This window comes from Psychromonas algarum, assembly GCF_004376845.1.
Taxonomy (GTDB): Bacteria; Pseudomonadota; Gammaproteobacteria; order Enterobacterales; family Psychromonadaceae; genus Psychromonas.
In genome coordinates this window covers 54,316-69,922 of record NZ_SNUW01000003.1, presented here as the reverse complement: position 1 = coordinate 69,922, position 15,607 = coordinate 54,316, and the positions used below count along the sequence as shown (strand labels likewise).

The 15,607-nt window shown below is 34.7% G+C and carries 16 protein-coding genes; 11 read left to right on the top strand and 5 right to left on the bottom strand.

The features are described 5' to 3' along the window. Nucleotides 1-86 precede the first annotated feature (86 nt). Nucleotides 87-1,487: a cobyric acid synthase gene (locus E2R68_RS02475; protein WP_243834577.1), complete on the top strand. Its 1,401-nt coding sequence runs from the start codon at nucleotides 87-89 to the stop codon at nucleotides 1,485-1,487. A 2-nt stretch (nucleotides 1,488-1,489) separates the two neighbouring features. Further along, a complete protein-coding gene (locus E2R68_RS02470) occupies nucleotides 1,490-2,461 on the top strand; it encodes a Solitary outer membrane autotransporter beta-barrel domain (protein WP_166738787.1) in 972 nt (323 codons plus the stop codon). Nucleotides 2,462-2,544: 83 nt separating this feature from the next. Here the strand turns inward: E2R68_RS02470 and pdxH are convergent, their stop codons facing one another. Further along, nucleotides 2,545-3,198, bottom strand: coding sequence for a pyridoxamine 5'-phosphate oxidase (pdxH, locus tag E2R68_RS02465; RefSeq protein ID WP_134275928.1), 654 nt, complete (start codon nucleotides 3,196-3,198; stop codon nucleotides 2,545-2,547). Nucleotides 3,199-3,345: 147 nt separating this feature from the next. On the opposite strand from pdxH, the gene E2R68_RS02460 reads away from it, so the two are divergent. The 3 genes from E2R68_RS02460 to E2R68_RS02450 are packed head-to-tail and all read left to right on the top strand — an operon-like array spanning nucleotide 3,346 to nucleotide 4,817. After that, nucleotides 3,346-3,909 carry an elongation factor P hydroxylase gene (locus tag E2R68_RS02460; RefSeq protein WP_134275927.1) on the top strand — a complete coding sequence of 188 codons (564 nt, stop codon included), beginning with the start codon at nucleotides 3,346-3,348 and terminating at the stop codon, nucleotides 3,907-3,909. Nucleotides 3,910-3,962: 53 nt separating this feature from the next. After that, a complete protein-coding gene (locus E2R68_RS02455; protein WP_134275926.1) occupies nucleotides 3,963-4,415 on the top strand; it encodes a low molecular weight protein-tyrosine-phosphatase in 453 nt (150 codons plus the stop codon). 3 nt (nucleotides 4,416-4,418) lie between these two features. Continuing rightward, entirely contained in the window at nucleotides 4,419-4,817 is a 399-nt protein-coding gene (locus tag E2R68_RS02450) for an acyl-CoA thioesterase (protein ID WP_134275925.1), read from the top strand. Between the two features lie 27 nt (nucleotides 4,818-4,844). Here the strand turns inward: E2R68_RS02450 and E2R68_RS02445 are convergent, their stop codons facing one another. Continuing rightward, the gene (locus E2R68_RS02445) at nucleotides 4,845-5,603 is read right to left on the bottom strand and encodes a 4'-phosphopantetheinyl transferase family protein (protein WP_134275924.1); all 759 of its coding nucleotides are present in this window, start codon (nucleotides 5,601-5,603) and stop codon (nucleotides 4,845-4,847) included. A 59-nt stretch (nucleotides 5,604-5,662) separates the two neighbouring features. Continuing rightward, the gene (locus E2R68_RS02440; protein ID WP_134275923.1) at nucleotides 5,663-5,971 is read right to left on the bottom strand and encodes a DUF496 family protein; all 309 of its coding nucleotides are present in this window, start codon (nucleotides 5,969-5,971) and stop codon (nucleotides 5,663-5,665) included. Nucleotides 5,972-6,201: 230 nt separating this feature from the next. Here E2R68_RS02440 and E2R68_RS02435 point away from each other — a divergent pair, with 230 nt between their 5' ends. Then, nucleotides 6,202-7,581, top strand: coding sequence for a PhoH family protein (locus E2R68_RS02435; protein ID WP_134275922.1), 1,380 nt, complete (start codon nucleotides 6,202-6,204; stop codon nucleotides 7,579-7,581). A gap of 66 nt (nucleotides 7,582-7,647) precedes the next feature. Here the strand turns inward: E2R68_RS02435 and E2R68_RS02430 are convergent, their stop codons facing one another. Continuing rightward, entirely contained in the window at nucleotides 7,648-8,250 is a 603-nt protein-coding gene (locus tag E2R68_RS02430; RefSeq protein ID WP_134275921.1) for an RNA methyltransferase, read from the bottom strand. A 101-nt stretch (nucleotides 8,251-8,351) separates the two neighbouring features. After that, complete coding sequence (locus tag E2R68_RS02425; protein ID WP_134275920.1) at nucleotides 8,352-8,711, bottom strand: DUF2750 domain-containing protein; 360 nt, start codon at nucleotides 8,709-8,711, stop codon at nucleotides 8,352-8,354. Between the two features lie 160 nt (nucleotides 8,712-8,871). Here E2R68_RS02425 and E2R68_RS02420 point away from each other — a divergent pair, with 160 nt between their 5' ends. The 5 genes from E2R68_RS02420 (at nucleotide 8,872) to E2R68_RS02400 (ending at nucleotide 15,586) form a co-directional block, all read left to right on the top strand. Beyond that, nucleotides 8,872-9,993, top strand: a complete 1,122-nt coding sequence (locus tag E2R68_RS02420) for a site-2 protease family protein (RefSeq protein ID WP_134275919.1) — start codon at nucleotides 8,872-8,874, stop codon at nucleotides 9,991-9,993. 138 nt (nucleotides 9,994-10,131) lie between these two features. Then, entirely contained in the window at nucleotides 10,132-11,055 is a 924-nt protein-coding gene (locus E2R68_RS02415) for a YbaY family lipoprotein (protein WP_134275918.1), read from the top strand. Nucleotides 11,056-11,407: 352 nt separating this feature from the next. Continuing rightward, nucleotides 11,408-12,316 (top strand): sulfate adenylyltransferase subunit CysD, encoded by a 909-nt coding sequence (gene cysD / locus E2R68_RS02410; protein ID WP_134275917.1) that lies wholly within the window; start codon nucleotides 11,408-11,410, stop codon nucleotides 12,314-12,316. A 46-nt stretch (nucleotides 12,317-12,362) separates the two neighbouring features. Then, nucleotides 12,363-13,772 carry a sulfate adenylyltransferase subunit CysN gene (gene cysN, locus E2R68_RS02405; protein ID WP_134275916.1) on the top strand — a complete coding sequence of 470 codons (1,410 nt, stop codon included), beginning with the start codon at nucleotides 12,363-12,365 and terminating at the stop codon, nucleotides 13,770-13,772. Nucleotides 13,773-13,858: 86 nt separating this feature from the next. Next, nucleotides 13,859-15,586 carry an SLC13 family permease gene (locus E2R68_RS02400; RefSeq protein WP_134275915.1) on the top strand — a complete coding sequence of 576 codons (1,728 nt, stop codon included), beginning with the start codon at nucleotides 13,859-13,861 and terminating at the stop codon, nucleotides 15,584-15,586. Nucleotides 15,587-15,607 lie beyond the last annotated feature (21 nt).

Sequence of the window (15,607 nt, the reverse complement as noted above, 5' to 3'; positions counted from 1 at the left end):
ATACCGATTATATTAAAAACTTTGCGCTGGAAAAACAGTTCAATGTTAGGTGTAAATATTGCTATTACTACTTCTAGGTGAATTTCATGTCTACTAAAGCAAAACCAATCATGATCTTAGGATGTACAAGCGATGCAGGAAAATCACTTGTGGTGACAGCTATTTGTCGATTGCTCGCTAATCGTGGTGTGCAAGTAGCACCATTTAAAGCGCAGAATATGAGTAACAATGCTGCGATCACTAAGGATGGTCTAGAGATAGGACGTGCGCAATATTTACAAGCGTTAGCAGCTAAAACAACACCATCGGTATTAATGAACCCAGTATTATTAAAACCCAGTGCAGATACGTTTAGCCAAGTGATTATAAATGGTAAAGTTGATCATGAAATTTCCAATATGCCTTGGATGGCGCGTAAGAAGTTGATCTGGCCAAAGGTGTTAACAGCTTTAGAGTCATTACAAAATGAGTATGAGCAAATTGTTATTGAAGGGGCTGGAAGCCCTGCGGAAATTAACTTACGTGATGGTGATATTGTTAATATGAGCGTTGCACTTGCTTGTCAAGCAGATGTTTATTTAGTTTCTGATATTGATCGTGGAGGCTCTTTTGCTCATTTGTTAGGAACATGGGCGTGTTTAGCTGAAGAAGAGCAGAAGCTAATTAAAGGTTTTGTACTTAATAAATTTCGTGGTGACCCTAATTTACTGGGTAATGCCATGCAGTGGCTGGAAGAAAAAACAGGGATACCTACGGTTGCTAATTTACCTTATTATCGTCATCAATTACCAGAAGAAGATAGCTTTCGATTAGGGACAACTTGGCAACGTGGTGCAATCAACGTGGCTTTAATATATTATCCTTACGCCTCTAATTTGGATGAATTTGATGCGTTAATATACCAAGAAGATGTTAATTTAGTGCCTATTCAACATGTTCAAGATCTGTCTTTATTTGATGCGGTTATTTTACCTGGTAGTAAAAATAGCGGTAAAAGTTTAGCTTTTTTACAACAAACACAACTTGATCAAGGTATTATTGCATTCGCAGCAACGGGGAAACTTGTCTTAGGTATTTGCGGTGGTTTGCAGGTTTTAGGAAAAGAGATAAAAGACCCTTTTGCATTAGAGGATGGTGATAAAAATGGTTTAGGCTTGATTGATTTGAGCACAACCTTAGCCCATCAAAAAGAAACACAGCAAAATATAATAAAATGGAAAAATAATACACTTGAAACTTATCAAATACATCACGGAGAAAGCGTTGTTTTAACAGATAATGTTGAGGTCTTTATAGATAAAAATATGGGTTGGAAACAAAACAATATCCATAGTTCATATTTACATGGTTTATTTGATAATGCTGTTTTTTATAACTGGTTTATGCAGCAAGTTGGTGCTGCTCAAAATGGAATTAATTGGAAAAAACATGTTGACCAAGAATTAGATAAATTGGCAGATATGTTTGCACAACATGGATGGTTATAACTTTGTCTCGTTTAAATATTTTTAGTGTTATCAGCTTTATTGGCTTCATTACGATGATGAGTAATAGGGCACAAGCAGCTGATGAACTCGGAATAAGTACAATTGAAGAAGCTTTTGCAATCTCAACGTTAATGTCAGATAGTGAAGCGCTTACTTTTGGTTTTATGAATTTTGATCTTAAGGTTGATGATCCAGGTTTTGGGAATGATAAATCAAGTAAGTTAAAAAATAGTTTGGATGTTTTTGTTATTCCTCATACCTGGTATTTAGAGCCTAAAAGTTCAGCATGGGATCATGCACTAACGGTGCGTGCATTTTATATTAATAGCCGCCGCGATAATGAACTTGTCCCAAGTATTAAAGATGACTTTAATGAATATACTGCTGGTATATACGGTAGTTATTCTCAATTTTATCATGTTACTAAAAATTGGTACGTTGAATCTGCTTTAGGTGCCTATTTAACTTATTATAAAAATATTTATCATTATGGTGATGGAGTACCAGATGAGTTAAAAAATAAGTTAAATGAAAATACTTTCAATGTTAGTACCTTTGCGGCAATCATTGAGCCTGAAATAGGTATCGGTTATCGAAAAAATCAAAAATGGGGATCATGGCGAGCACATAACAATACAAATTATATTTATGGGCAAGGATTTGGTGGCTCTATTGAAAATTCGAGAAATATTAACCCTGAAGGTTGGCGTTTAACCAATGGTGTTGAATTTACTGTTGATGTCCCTGAGCTATGGGGGATTGATGATTTCCTTACTATTGATTTTAAAAGAATTGATGTACTCGGTGATATGAGAGCAATGGCAGAAAAGGGTCATTATTATGAAACAAGTTTTGGTTGGGTTATTGATACCAATGACGATATTCCTTTTTTAGATAATATCGGTATCGGCATTTCAATTAACTACGGTAGTTCAATTAGTGGTGGTACCTTAGTGCTTTATTACAATGAATAATTTTACATTAATTTAGACTGCATATTTAATGCAATCGCTTTAAAAGTTAGAAGAGTTTTAATTCACTCTTCTAACAAAGTTTATTAAGGGTTAAGGCGTGTAATTTTCCATTCATTTGGTTGTTTAGTATAAACAAAGCGGTCATGTAAACGATCTGCTTTACCTTGCCAAAATTCAATGCTGTCAGGGATCACACGGTAACCTCCCCAAAAATCAGGTAATGGGATCGTTTTACCTGCAAATTTTTCTTCGTAATATTTCACACTATCCACAAGATCTTTACGGTCATTTAATATGTGGCTTTGTTTTGAAGCCCAAGCGCCAATTTGACTGCCACGTCCACGGGAATGGAAATAAGCTTCTGATTCTTGCTGACTGATGCGTTCAATACGTCCTTCAATACGCACTTGTCGTTGTAACATATTCCAATGGAATAAAAGTGCTGCAAATGGGTTCGCTTGTAATTCAGCAGCTTTTCTACTGCCGTAATTGGTAAAAAAAACAAAACCTTGTTGATTAAATTCTTTTAATAACACCATACGTGAAGAAGGTCGACCTTCAGTTGTTGAGGTAGAAACAGACATTGATTCAGGTAAAATAATCCCTGACTTTTCAGCTTCTTTTAACCAATTATCAAAAAATGAAATAGGATCATCAGTTGTGGTAAGTGCTTTATTTTCTATTAAGACACCTTGTCCTAAGGTGAATGCACAACGTAGTTTACTTAACAGTGACATGGCGTATCTTTATTAATTAGATTGAACAGAAGGTGCAGTGTATAATTTGTCTTTAATCTTGTCGAACTTATTGTTTAGTTAGCGGATAAACAAAATAGATAAGAATTTTAAGTCATTTAGTACCGCTGTAATGAGATTTTTGTAAGTATGTATAAACAAGCAATTGAAAGCTTTCGTAGTCAAGACATTATAGAAATATTTAATCAAACCTTTTACGTTTCTTATAATACTAAATTAGTATTAGGCGGTAACGAACCTTTATATCAACCAGCTCACGAGCACTGCCAATACCATCAAATTATTTTTGCACATGGTTACTTTTCAAGTGCGTTGCACGAAATAGCGCATTGGTTAGTGGCAGGAGAACAACGTCGTTGTCAGCTTGATTATGGTTATTGGTATGAACCTGATGGACGGGATCAACTGCGACAAATTGAATTTGAAAAAGTAGAAGTGTTACCACAGGCAATTGAATGGGCATTATCCGTAAGTTGTGGATTGGAGTTCGACGTAAGTAGTGATAATTTAAGTGGTATCGTTATTAACCGTTTAGCCTTTAAACAAAAAGTTTATCATCAAGTATTAACATTATTAGAGACAGGTTTTTCACCACGAACAAGAATTCTATTAAAAGCGTGTCAAAAAGCATATAACACACCTGATTTATGTGTAGAAAGTTTTGAATATCAGGGAATGTATCAATTAGTTTAATGTTGTTAAGGCATTATGTTGTTAAGGCATTATGTTTGTAAAAGGTTTTATTAATGAAAAAAATTCTTATTGTTTGCTTAGGAAATATTTGTCGTTCTCCTACCGCTGAAGCAGTATTAAAAGCAAAAGCGAAATTACGTGGAATAAATATTGAAGTAGATTCTGCCGGTACTATAAATCACCATCAAGGGAAAGGGCCTGATCAACGTTCTCGTGCTGCAGGAGAGCGTCGAGGTTATAGTTTTCAAGGGATCACATCTCGCCCCGTTACAACTCAAGACTTTGCTTATTTTGATTATATATTTGCTGCCGATAGACAAAACAAAATAGATTTATTAACACGTTGTCCTGAACAATATGCAGATAAAATTGCACTATTTTTATCTCTGTCTGATGTGAAGGAAAGTGAGATACCTGATCCTTATTACGGTGGTGAGCAAGGGTTTGAGTTAGTGTTAGACCTATTAGAAAAAGCCAGCGATCAATTATTAGATAAGATAGGTTGATAAATGACTAATAAAATATACCACCATGCAGTGCAAATTTATTATGAAGATACTGACCATTCAGGTGTGGTTTATCACCCCAATTTTTTGAAATATTTCGAACGTGCCCGTGAACATGTTATTGATAGTCAACGCCTTAATAAATTATGGAATGAAAAAGGCATTGGATTTGCCGTTTATAAAGCGAATATGACTTTTCAAGATGGCGTTGAATTTGCAGAGGTATGTGATATTCGAACTAGTTTTGTCATTGATGGTAAATACAAAACATTATGGCGACAAGAAGTTTGGCGCCCTGGTGCTCAACGAGCTGCGGTTATTGGAGATATCGAAATGGTTTGTTTAGATAAAAATAAACAGTTACAGCCTTTACCTGAAGAGATATTAAAAGCATTACTTTAATCATTGTATTTAATGGCATACAGCCAGTTATTTACTCTTTTTAATTAACTGGCTCGCATCTAAAAAGTTCACGTTTTGTGGTAATTCATTTGCTCTACAGATAGCTAACATCTGATTTTTAAAAGCGGCTTGATAAAGTTGCCATTGAACATTTTTATCTAATGGGTAATGTGAATTAAAAGCTAGATTGATATTACTGGTTAACTTATTTTTATTAAAACTAAAATGAAAGGTATCTAAACCTAAGCTGATCCCTACACCCGTTGCTTTTACAAACGCCTCTTTTAATGTCCATAATTCAAAAAATCGTTGTTGTTTTTTCTCATCATTTAACTCTATAAGTTGCTTATGTTCTTGCTTAGAGAAATAACGTCTTGTAATTGGTTCGATATTCACTTTGCGTAAAGGACTTTCAATATCGCATCCAATATCATCATTGACACAAACAGCCATAACAATAAGATGATGGTTATGACTAAGGTTAAATTGAACATTATTTATATTCTTTTCTAATTCTGGCTTTCCATGTTGATTACGAACAAACGAGATTTCAGAAGCGGATAACTGAGTGTAATTCGCTAATATAATACGGCTAATTGAGCGAGTCACTAAGGCAGTATGTTGAGCAGATTTATTTTTATATTGTGCCAACTTTTCAGCTTCAGAGTGGCTTAATACAGAGCTTAAATCTTGAATAGACTGGGCTGAAATAGTATTTGGGTCAATAAACCAGAGATCAATATGGTTTTTTTCTAGCGCTTGCAGTGAAGACAACAATAGGTGCACAAAAGCTTACCTTGTGTGAATAAAGTAAAAATTAACAATGTATTTGTTACTTTAACAAATTATTTATTACTTGTTTCTGGGCGTTTAAATGAATTGATATTTTTATTTACATCACGGCGCTCTTTAGATAATTCAGCACCTTTAATAATATAATCATCAACACGATCTTCGTAATCAGATTGCATGTTTTTAATGATATTAACAATATCTTCATGCTTCATATTGGGTGTGATGTATTCAGTTAAATTAGCCAATAAATCAACACGCTTACGGTTATCACGTATTTTTTTATCGTTATCAAGTATTTCACGTTTTAATTTGTTTTTACGACGAGTATTTTTTACAAGTTCAAGTACGTTACTACTCATTTTTGTTCCTTTTGTATTTCATGATTATTTAATTAATAATTAAAACTAGTTGATGAGATTAATGATTTTCAATCAGCAAATTTGATTATACGCTGCACAATGATTTACGAAACAGATTTTTTAAATAATTTCACATAGGTAACTGATTTATAGCTATTGTCATAAAACGGTCATTAAGGATTGTTTATATGAAAGTATGCTTATATTAGACCATAACTGAGGAGTTCTTTATGACAGATACCCCACGTAAATTTTACATACTTGATACCAACGTTTTGTTACATGAACCTTTAGCGCTATATTCTTTTCAAGAGCATAATGTCGTGATCCCCATGACAGTATTAGAAGAATTAGACCGTATTAAAGACAGGCAAAAAGATGTTAGTCGTGATGCGCGCGTAGCCATCAGAAGTTTGGAAGCTATTTTTCAAGATGCGAGTTCTCAACAAATTAGTCAAGGGGTAGAGATAGATCATAAAGGGGTTAAGCTTGGGGGCGTTATTTCGATTTTTGCAGATCATCATAGTGCTTTTGTAAAAGAAGCATTTAGTGAGGATGAGCCTGATAATCGAATTATTAATGCTGCACTTTATTTACAGGAAAGTAAGTTACCTGCAAAAGTTATTCTAGTCACTAAAGATATAAATATGCGCCTTAAAGCTAAAGGGGCTGGGCTGAAATATGTTGAAGATTATAGAACGGATCAATTACTTGCTGATGTCGACCTATTGAGCAAAGGTTATCAACATATTGAAGGAAGCTTATGGGAGAGTATCCAAAATTGTGAAACTTTTAATAGAGGTGAGGATACTTATCATCAATTTAAAACTGAAAAAATAACCGCACCTTACCCTAATCAATATATTGTAGATACTGACCATGAGTTTGTAGGCAAAGTTACAGATCATTTTAAAGATGGCGTTGAGTTATTAGATATTGGCTACGAACGATTAATGGGACAACAAGCTTGGGGCGTCACGCCTAAAAATATCTATCAAGGTATGGCAATGAATGCGTTATTAGATCCATCCGTTGATTTGGTTATTTTAACTGGACCTGCCGGCTGTGGTAAAACATTGCTTGCAGTGGCTGCTGCATTAGAGTTAGTGATAGAACAAAAGCAGTATGACAAAATTATTGTCACACGAAATACGCCAGATATTGCTGAAAACATTGGTTTTTTACCCGGTACTGAAGAAGAAAAAATGATGCCATGGTTAGCTTCCGTGACTGATACATTGGAAGTGCTACATAAAAACGATAATTGTAGTGCGAGTTCGGTAAATTACATTATGGATAAAGCGAATATTCAGTTTAAATCAGTGAATTTTATGCGCGGTAGAAGTATTCAAAATAGTTTTGTTTTATTAGATGAATGTCAAAACTTAACTGCCTCACAACTTAAAACCATCATTACTCGTTGTGGGGAGGGGACTAAAATAGTGTGTTCGGGTAATTTAGCGCAAATTGATAGTAACTATCTCACGCCTGTTACATCTGGTCTAACTTATATTGTGGAACGATTTAAAAACTTCGAAGGCAGCGCAAATGTATATTTAAATGGTGTAATGAGAAGTCGATTAGCTGAATTTGCAGAAGAGCATTTGTAGAGTTTATAAATAAATATCAAACAAGCTGTTAATTAATTTTTACAGCTTGTTATCTTCAAATGGCTATTAACTGTTATTAGATTCTTCTTGTCTTGCTAAATTTTTAGCTTCTTTAATTAAGTTATTTTTGTACTTTAACGCTTTAATTTTCACCTTATTATTTTTATCTCGGCTACTTCTAATTAAATCATTATCTTGTTGGTGAAGTTGAGATTTTGCTAATCGGTCATATAAAATAACATTAACTGAAGCGGCTAAATTCATACATCCAATCGTTGGCACATAAACAACGGCATCGGCTTTATTAATAACCTGTTGTTTAATTGTATTATCTTCCGGACCAAATAAATACATTGCATTTTGAGGGTGTTCAAAATTAGGTAAAGGGGTTGCACCTTCAATTAAATCAACACACACCAATTTCATACCTGGCTCTAAGGCTGACAATAGATCTTCATAATGTACTAAAGGTACAATTTCATGCACTTTTTGAGTATCTGCCGCTAATCGTACTGAGCGGTTAAATCGTTCTCCAGAATACACTACCTTTTGAGCGTCATAACATCCAGCCGCACGCATTGCACCTCCGACATTAGTAGAGCTTTTAGGATTTGTAAGGGCGATGATAGTACGAGATTGCGATGTTAGATCTATTTTATTTTCAGACATAATTTAATATTGATATTTTAGAGGTGAGTATTAAGCATGCATTTTTGCATTGCTTATTTACTTGAAGGTAAATAAGCAAATAACATAAAAGAGGGTTTACTTTATAAAGCTTCTATTTGCCCTAATGCTTCAGTAAATTCAGATAAACCTAATTCAAGATCATCTTCATCACCAACCCAATTTAAACCAACAATAACATCATCTTCTACTAAATCTTCAAGCCAAAACTCGAACCAATCCGCTAAGGTAATTGAAGCTGGTACATAATCTTCCCACTCTTCTACGCAATGTGTTTTTGCAAGATCTTCTTGTGACCATAAAGGCATTACTTCAGTTTCTTCATAGTTCATTGAGTCCATCACTACCCAATCACCGCTCTCTTTATCTTGTAGAGCCCATAAAAGCTGGCTTTCTTTAACGTCATCTTGAAATTTTTCTAATGCAGCAGTGTTTTGCGTCATGGTGTTTCTCTCTTATTGTGAAAGTGGTGAAACTTAAAGCGCTTAGTATACGGGTTAAGCTGATAATTGATAGTGAGAAATCATGAAGAATGATTAAATGAGATAATAGGTTGTTTATTTAATTTAAGGCATAATTACGTCGACTTATTAAGGATAAAACATGGAATTATTACAACTACCACATTTTGGAAAAATATTAAGACTTGAAGCCTCTATGGCTGGTTGGCAACAATTGTATTGGGGAGATCAAATTGTTTCACAAATTACAGCAAGTGAATACGTTCAAGGGAAACAAACGCATGAATTTGAGTTTGTACAACAAGCTAAGGAACAAACTGAAAATGGTGAGACTGAAGCAGTAAAAAGGGCTATTCAATGTAAATTAGAAGTTGATGTAGTTTGGCAGCCTTTTTTAGTTAAGTATACATTTTATGTAGATGACCAACTCATTAAAAAAGCGTCGCGTGATATAAAAGATATTGAAAAACAAACACCTGTAAAAGTAGTGAATGAACCTAAAAAATTAAGCTTAATTGGTTTGGGGTCATTAGCGCTTAAATTATTTAAAAGTGCAAAAATTATAAAAGTAGTGTTAGCGGGTGCAAGTGTTGCTGCTTATAGTTGGTTTTTTTCTTTCCAATTTGCAGCAGCGTTAATCGCTTGTTTGGTTTTTCATGAATACGGCCATATTCGAGCTATGAAATACTTTGGTATGAAAACAAAGGGAATTTATTTGATCCCTTTTGTTGGTGGCTTAGCGGTCTCGGATGAAAAAATTAATACTCGTTGGCAAGATGTCGTGATATCCATTATGGGGCCAACATTTGGTTTGATAATGTCAATATTATGCCTATGCATTTATTGGATAACGGGGAGTGATTTTTTTGCAGGACTAGCAGCTTTTAATGCACTTTTAAATCTATTTAATATGTTACCTATTTTGCCTCTTGATGGAGGACATATTTTAAAAAGTATTAGCTTTTCAATGAACAGTAAAGTTGGCTTGTTGGCGTGTGCGGTTGGCGCTGCAGCTGGTGTCGTTATCAGCTATTCATTGGGACTTGCTTTACTTGGTTTTATGTTATTAATCGGTAGTGTTGAAATTGTACTTGAGTGGAAAGCGCGTTTTAACAGTCATCTGTTACCACTTGATCGTTATGGACAAATTTTCTCTTCTATTTGGTATTTTGCTACGGTTGCGAGTTTGATTGCGATCATTTTTTATTTTGCAAAATCAGGAGATCAATTACTATCTCTACCATTGATGATATTAGGCAGTTAGTTATTACTCTTAATTATTACACAAAGAAAAGCCTTTATACTAAAGTGTAAAGAGATGATTTAATCAAAATATGAGATAGACTATAACTCTTTCTCATATTTTTCTGCTCTACAAACTCTTATTTTAAAAGGAATTATTATGTTCAATTGGAAACTTATTGCACTTTGTTGTGTGTTATTAGGAATAACAGCCTGTAGCTCCGCACCTAAATCGTCGATTATTTCTGGCACTGTGACTTATCATGAACGAATTGCATTACCTGAAAATGCTGTATTAAGCATTAAACTTGAAGATACTGCAAAACAAGATGTCGCTGCTTTTAGTGTTGCTGAAAAAAGTATGACGGTAAATACCGCCCCTCCATGGAATTTTGAACTTTCATATAGCCCTAAAAAACTTGATAAAAAAGGTCATTATACATTACGAGCAAGTATAAAAGTTGATGGCAAAATACGTTTCATAAATACTACAAGTACGCCAGCTTTTGATAATAAAGAAGCCATTAATATTGTATTATCTCCAGCAGGCCAACAAATAGAAATCGATAATCAAACTATGCTACAAGCTCATCCATGGGTATTAACAGAAGTTAATAAGATTGTTGTTGAACCCGCTGCCGCTGCAGATAAAGCGGTTGGAATTTCATTTAATCAAAAGAGTAAACGAGCGGCAGGCTTTGCAGGTTGTAACCAATTTTCAGGCGGTTATGAAGTCACTGAATCAACATTAACATTTGCCCCATTAATTTCTACACAAATGGCTTGTTTAAATGGAGACGATGAGTTTAATTATTTACAAGCACTATCTCACGTTGAAACTTATAAAATTAATGGCAGTTCGTTAACGATGTCAAATAAACTAGAGCAAGTTATTTTGAGATTTAAAGTGAATAAAAGTATTCAGTTAAGCAATGAAACGATCAAAGAAACAAATAAAGCAACAGAGACAATGCTTGATAAGAGCAAAGCTGATACCAATAAACAAGATGATATTACGGTTAATAATAAGAACAGCGAAATTAAACCTGAAAAACCAAAACTAATTACCATTAATAAACAGTAAATTGATTAAGTTATTATAACCTTATTAAAAAGCATATTTACTTGATTGAGTAATATGCTTTTTTCTCATTATTATTGGTAATTCTTAGAGTAAACCCCAAAGCCCCTGAATGCCTTCCATGCTATATAACTAAGATAGAGTCTTATTGTAAAAAATATTCTATTTATTTTGTTTATATAGGTTAAAAACTAACAGTAAGTTTAAAAAATTAAATATTTTCAATACGTTGAAGGTCTAATTTCCCTTATAACAATTTTCTATATCCTATCTAAATTCGTTCCTGCATATTTGTCTTGTAACACTGCATAATACTCTCAAATTATACATATCTTGTGACTTTGTAAGGAAACACATGAACAATAAAAGACTAACTCACCTTAAGGCGCTTGAGGCTGAATCGATTCAAATTATGCGTGAAGTCGCTGCTGAATTTGATAACCCAGTAATGTTGTATTCAATTGGTAAAGACTCATCTGTGTTATTACATCTTGCGCGTAAAGCATTTTACCCAGGTAAAATTCCTTTCCCATTATTGCATGTTGATACTGACTGGAAATTCAAAGAGATGATCCAATTCCGTGACAATCTGGCAAAGAAGTATGATTTTGATTTATTAGTTCATAAAAATCCTGAAGGTCTTGCGATGGGGATGGGGCCATTTACACATGGTTCAGCTAAACATACAGACGTAATGAAAACACAAGGGCTAAAACAAGCACTAGATCATTATGGTTTTGATGCCGCTTTTGGTGGTGCTCGTCGTGATGAAGAAAAATCACGTGCAAAAGAGCGAGTGTATTCTTTCCGAGATAAAAAACATCGCTGGGATCCAAAAAACCAACGTCCAGAATTATGGAATATTTATAACTCTAAAGTTGACCGTGGTGAAAGTATTCGTGTATTCCCACTTTCTAACTGGACTGAACTTGATATTTGGCAATATATATACCAAGAGCAAATCGAAATGGTGCCTTTGTACTTTTCTGCTCCTCGCCCTGTAGTAGAGCGTGATGGTTCATTAATTATGGTTGATGATGAGCGTATGCCTCTTGAAGAGGGGGAAGTCCCTGAAATTAAAAATGTTCGTTTCCGTACATTAGGTTGTTACCCATTAACTGGTGCGATTGAATCAGAAGCTAAAACACTACCAGAAATTATTCAAGAGATGCTATTAACAACAACATCTGAGCGTCAAGGGCGTGTTATCGATAATGATTCTGCTGGTTCAATGGAAAAGAAAAAAATGGAAGGTTATTTCTAGGCTTCAGCTTAAATAACCCATAACCATAAAGATTTAAGGAAAAAAAATGACTAATGATACAAATCTAATCGCAGCTGATATCGAAGAATATTTACGTGTTCACGAAAATAAAGACATGATGCGTTTTATCACTTGCGGTAGTGTAGATGATGGTAAATCGACGTTAATCGGCCGCTTATTATTTGATAGTAAAATGATCTTTGAAGATCATATGGCAGCGATTGAAAAAGACTCTAAGAAATTCAATACAACCGATGAGTCTTTTGACTTAGCTTTATTGGTTGATGGTTTGCAATCAGAACGCGAGCAAGGCATTACCATTGACGTGGCTTACCGTTACTTTGCAACAGAGCAACGTAAATTCATCATCGCAGATACACCGGGACATGAACAATATACTCGTAACATGGCAACGGGGGCTTCAACTTGTGATTTAGCGATTATCTTGATCGATGCACGTCATGGTGTACAAGTGCAAACTCGTCGTCATTCTTACATTTGCTCTTTATTAGGCATCAAACATGTTGTTATCGCTATTAATAAAATGGATGCTGTAGGCTACGACCAAGAAATTTACAGAAAAATTAAAGCAGATTACCGTGAATTTGCTAAGCAACTAAACATAGCAGATGTTCGTTTTGTGCCTATTTCAGCACTTAAAGGCGATAACGTAGTGAATCAAAGTGAAAATATGCCTTGGTACCCAGGCTCTCCACTTTTACGTTTACTAAATACTGTTGAAATTAGTAGTAATGCAAATGACCAATTCCGTCTTGGTGTTCAATATGTTAATCGACCAAATCTAGATTTCCGTGGTTTCGCAGGCACGATTGCATCAGGTGAAATCCGTGTGGGTGATACGATTGCAGCCTTACCTTCTGGTAAACAAAGCAAAGTTAAAGAGATTGTTACTTTTGATGGCAACATTGAGATTGCTTATCAAGGTATGGCGATCACTTTAACGCTTGAAGATGAAATAGACATTAGCCGTGGGGATATGATTGTTCGTCCACATGAGCAACCTCAATCGACTAAAAACTTTGAAGCAGATGTGGTTTGGATGGATGAAACGCCATTACAAGTTGATCGTGAATACATCATTAAAGTAGGCAGTAACTCAACAGTAGGTTGTGTTACTCAAGTTAACTACCAAACAGATGTAAATACAATTCAACAAAAACCAGCAACATTATTGGCATTGAATGAAATTGGTAGTTGTCAGTTTGAAGTGGCAAAAGAAGTACAATTTGATTCATATGCAGAGAACCGAGCAACAGGTGCATTTATTATTATTGACCGCTTAACTAACGCCACAGTTGGCGCTGGTATGATCAAACAAGCGGTTGACGTTAAAGCACCTGAGAAAACGACTTATAGTGAATTTGAAGTTGAATTCAATGCGCTAGTTCGTAAACATTTCCCTCATTGGGAAGCAAAAGATATCCTGAAAGGGTAGTATTCCCCATTGTTTATTAGTCGTTAGTTATTAGCATCTCGTTAATGCTAACGATTGATAATAATGGTTTCATTTATTGAGCATTTATGACACTTCAATCGTATTTTGTACTGGCTATTTTTGTGCTAACTATTGCGGGTTTGATTAAATTTCAACAACGCCCAAGCTTAGTGTTTGGTGTTGCTTTGTTGGCTTTGTTTTCAACTCAAATGGTAAGTACTGAACAAGTAATTAAAAGCCTATCTAATCAAGGTTTATTAACATTAATACTGTTGATGTTGTGTTCAATTGCGCTTGAAAAAACTCGTTTGTTACGCTTGGTTGCAATGAAAGTAATTAAACCTAGTTATAGAGCAACGTGGGCAAGATTGTTTGGTTTTACAGTCATATCATCTGCTTTCTTAAATAACACTGCTGTTGTTTCTACTATGCTTGCGCCGATTCGTAATAACCCCAATCATTCTGCAAGCAAGTTATTAATCCCATTATCCTATGCGGCTATTTTAGGTGGCACATTAACCTTAGTAGGTACATCCACGAATCTTATTGTTAATAGCTTGGTATTAGATGCAGGTTTACCATCTTTAGGCTTTTTTGATTTCACATTAGTCGGTTTATGTTTAGTTGTTACCTGTGGTATTACCTTGTATTTTAGCCGCTCTCTTTTACCTGATCATAAAATGAAGGATGGTAAAGCGCAGTCCTATTTTATTGAAGCTAAGGTTGAACCAGGATCTAACTTAATAGGTAAAAGTGTTGAGCTAAATGGATTGCGTCATTTACAGTCCTTATTCTTAGTGGAAATAATGCGAGGGGATGTTTTATTGACGGCTATTTCACCAAGTGAAGTTTTACAGGAAAACGATAAATTAATTTTTAGTGGTGATATCTCGAAAGTTAACCAGTTACGTTTATTTGATGGTTTGTCTATTTTTGCTGAAAATAGTGGCTTGCCATTAGGAAATTTAAGAGAAGTAGTCGTTCGTCCTGAAAGTATTTTAACGGGGAAAACATTAAAATCAGTTGGTTTTCGTTCTTTGTTTGATGCTGCCGTCGTTGCAATTAAACGTGATGGTGCAAAAGTATCGGGTAAAATTGGAAAACTAAAGATTAGACCGGGTGATTTTTTAGTGTTGGCTGTTGGCGAAGATTTTAAATCACGTCGAAATATCCGTAAGAATTTTATATTACTCTCTGATGTTGAATTAGATTCGAGATTATCCGGTAAAAAAGAATGTTTAGCTATTGTTGGATTTTTTGCAGCAATAGCGTTGGCTGCATTTGGTATTATCCCGTTATTTAAAGCGGTTGTTTTATTATTAGGTATTTTATTACTCAGTGGTTGTCTAACAAGTAGTGAAATATTAAGACGTTTTCCTACCGATATCTGGGTTATTATTTCATCTGCTATTGTATTGTCTTATGCTTTACAAAATAGTGGGGTAATAGGCTCATTTACAGAATTACTTGCACATAGTTCAATTGTCATGAATCCAATAATTGCACTTATCTGTGTCTATATTGTGACGTTATTATTAACTGAATTAGTCACAAACAATGCGGCGGCTGCACTTATTTTTCCAATCGCTTATGGCATTGCATTAAGTCTCGATGCAAACCCCACTGCATTTATTATGGCTGTTGCTTTTGGTGCGAGTGCAAGTTTTGTTAGTCCTTATGGTTACCAAACCAACTTAATGGTATTTAATGCAGGCCAATATAAATTAAATGATTTTATTAAAGTAGGTGTACCTGTGAGTTTGGTGTACAGCATCACCGCCATTATTGCGATTATTAGTGTTTTTGGACTGTAAACTATTTGAAATAAAGAGAAT

Bases quoted from the DNA above. Each gene is read 5' to 3' on its own strand.
- E2R68_RS02475 (WP_243834577.1), top strand. From the start codon at position 87: ATGTCTACTAAAGCAAAACCAATCATGATCTTAGGATGTACAAGCGAT.
- pdxH (WP_134275928.1), bottom strand. From the start codon at position 3,198: ATGTCACTGTTAAGTAAACTACGTTGTGCATTCACCTTAGGACAAGGT.
- E2R68_RS02460 (WP_134275927.1), top strand. From the start codon at position 3,346: ATGTATAAACAAGCAATTGAAAGCTTTCGTAGTCAAGACATTATAGAA.
- E2R68_RS02455 (WP_134275926.1), top strand. From the start codon at position 3,963: ATGAAAAAAATTCTTATTGTTTGCTTAGGAAATATTTGTCGTTCTCCT.
- E2R68_RS02450 (WP_134275925.1), top strand. From the start codon at position 4,419: ATGACTAATAAAATATACCACCATGCAGTGCAAATTTATTATGAAGAT.
- E2R68_RS02440 (WP_134275923.1), bottom strand. From the start codon at position 5,971: ATGAGTAGTAACGTACTTGAACTTGTAAAAAATACTCGTCGTAAAAAC.
- E2R68_RS02435 (WP_134275922.1), top strand. From the start codon at position 6,202: ATGACAGATACCCCACGTAAATTTTACATACTTGATACCAACGTTTTG.
- E2R68_RS02430 (WP_134275921.1), bottom strand. From the start codon at position 8,250: ATGTCTGAAAATAAAATAGATCTAACATCGCAATCTCGTACTATCATC.
- E2R68_RS02425 (WP_134275920.1), bottom strand. From the start codon at position 8,711: ATGACGCAAAACACTGCTGCATTAGAAAAATTTCAAGATGACGTTAAA.
- E2R68_RS02420 (WP_134275919.1), top strand. From the start codon at position 8,872: ATGGAATTATTACAACTACCACATTTTGGAAAAATATTAAGACTTGAA.
- E2R68_RS02415 (WP_134275918.1), top strand. From the start codon at position 10,132: ATGTTCAATTGGAAACTTATTGCACTTTGTTGTGTGTTATTAGGAATA.
- cysD (WP_134275917.1), top strand. From the start codon at position 11,408: ATGAACAATAAAAGACTAACTCACCTTAAGGCGCTTGAGGCTGAATCG.
- cysN (WP_134275916.1), top strand. From the start codon at position 12,363: ATGACTAATGATACAAATCTAATCGCAGCTGATATCGAAGAATATTTA.
- E2R68_RS02400 (WP_134275915.1), top strand. From the start codon at position 13,859: ATGACACTTCAATCGTATTTTGTACTGGCTATTTTTGTGCTAACTATT.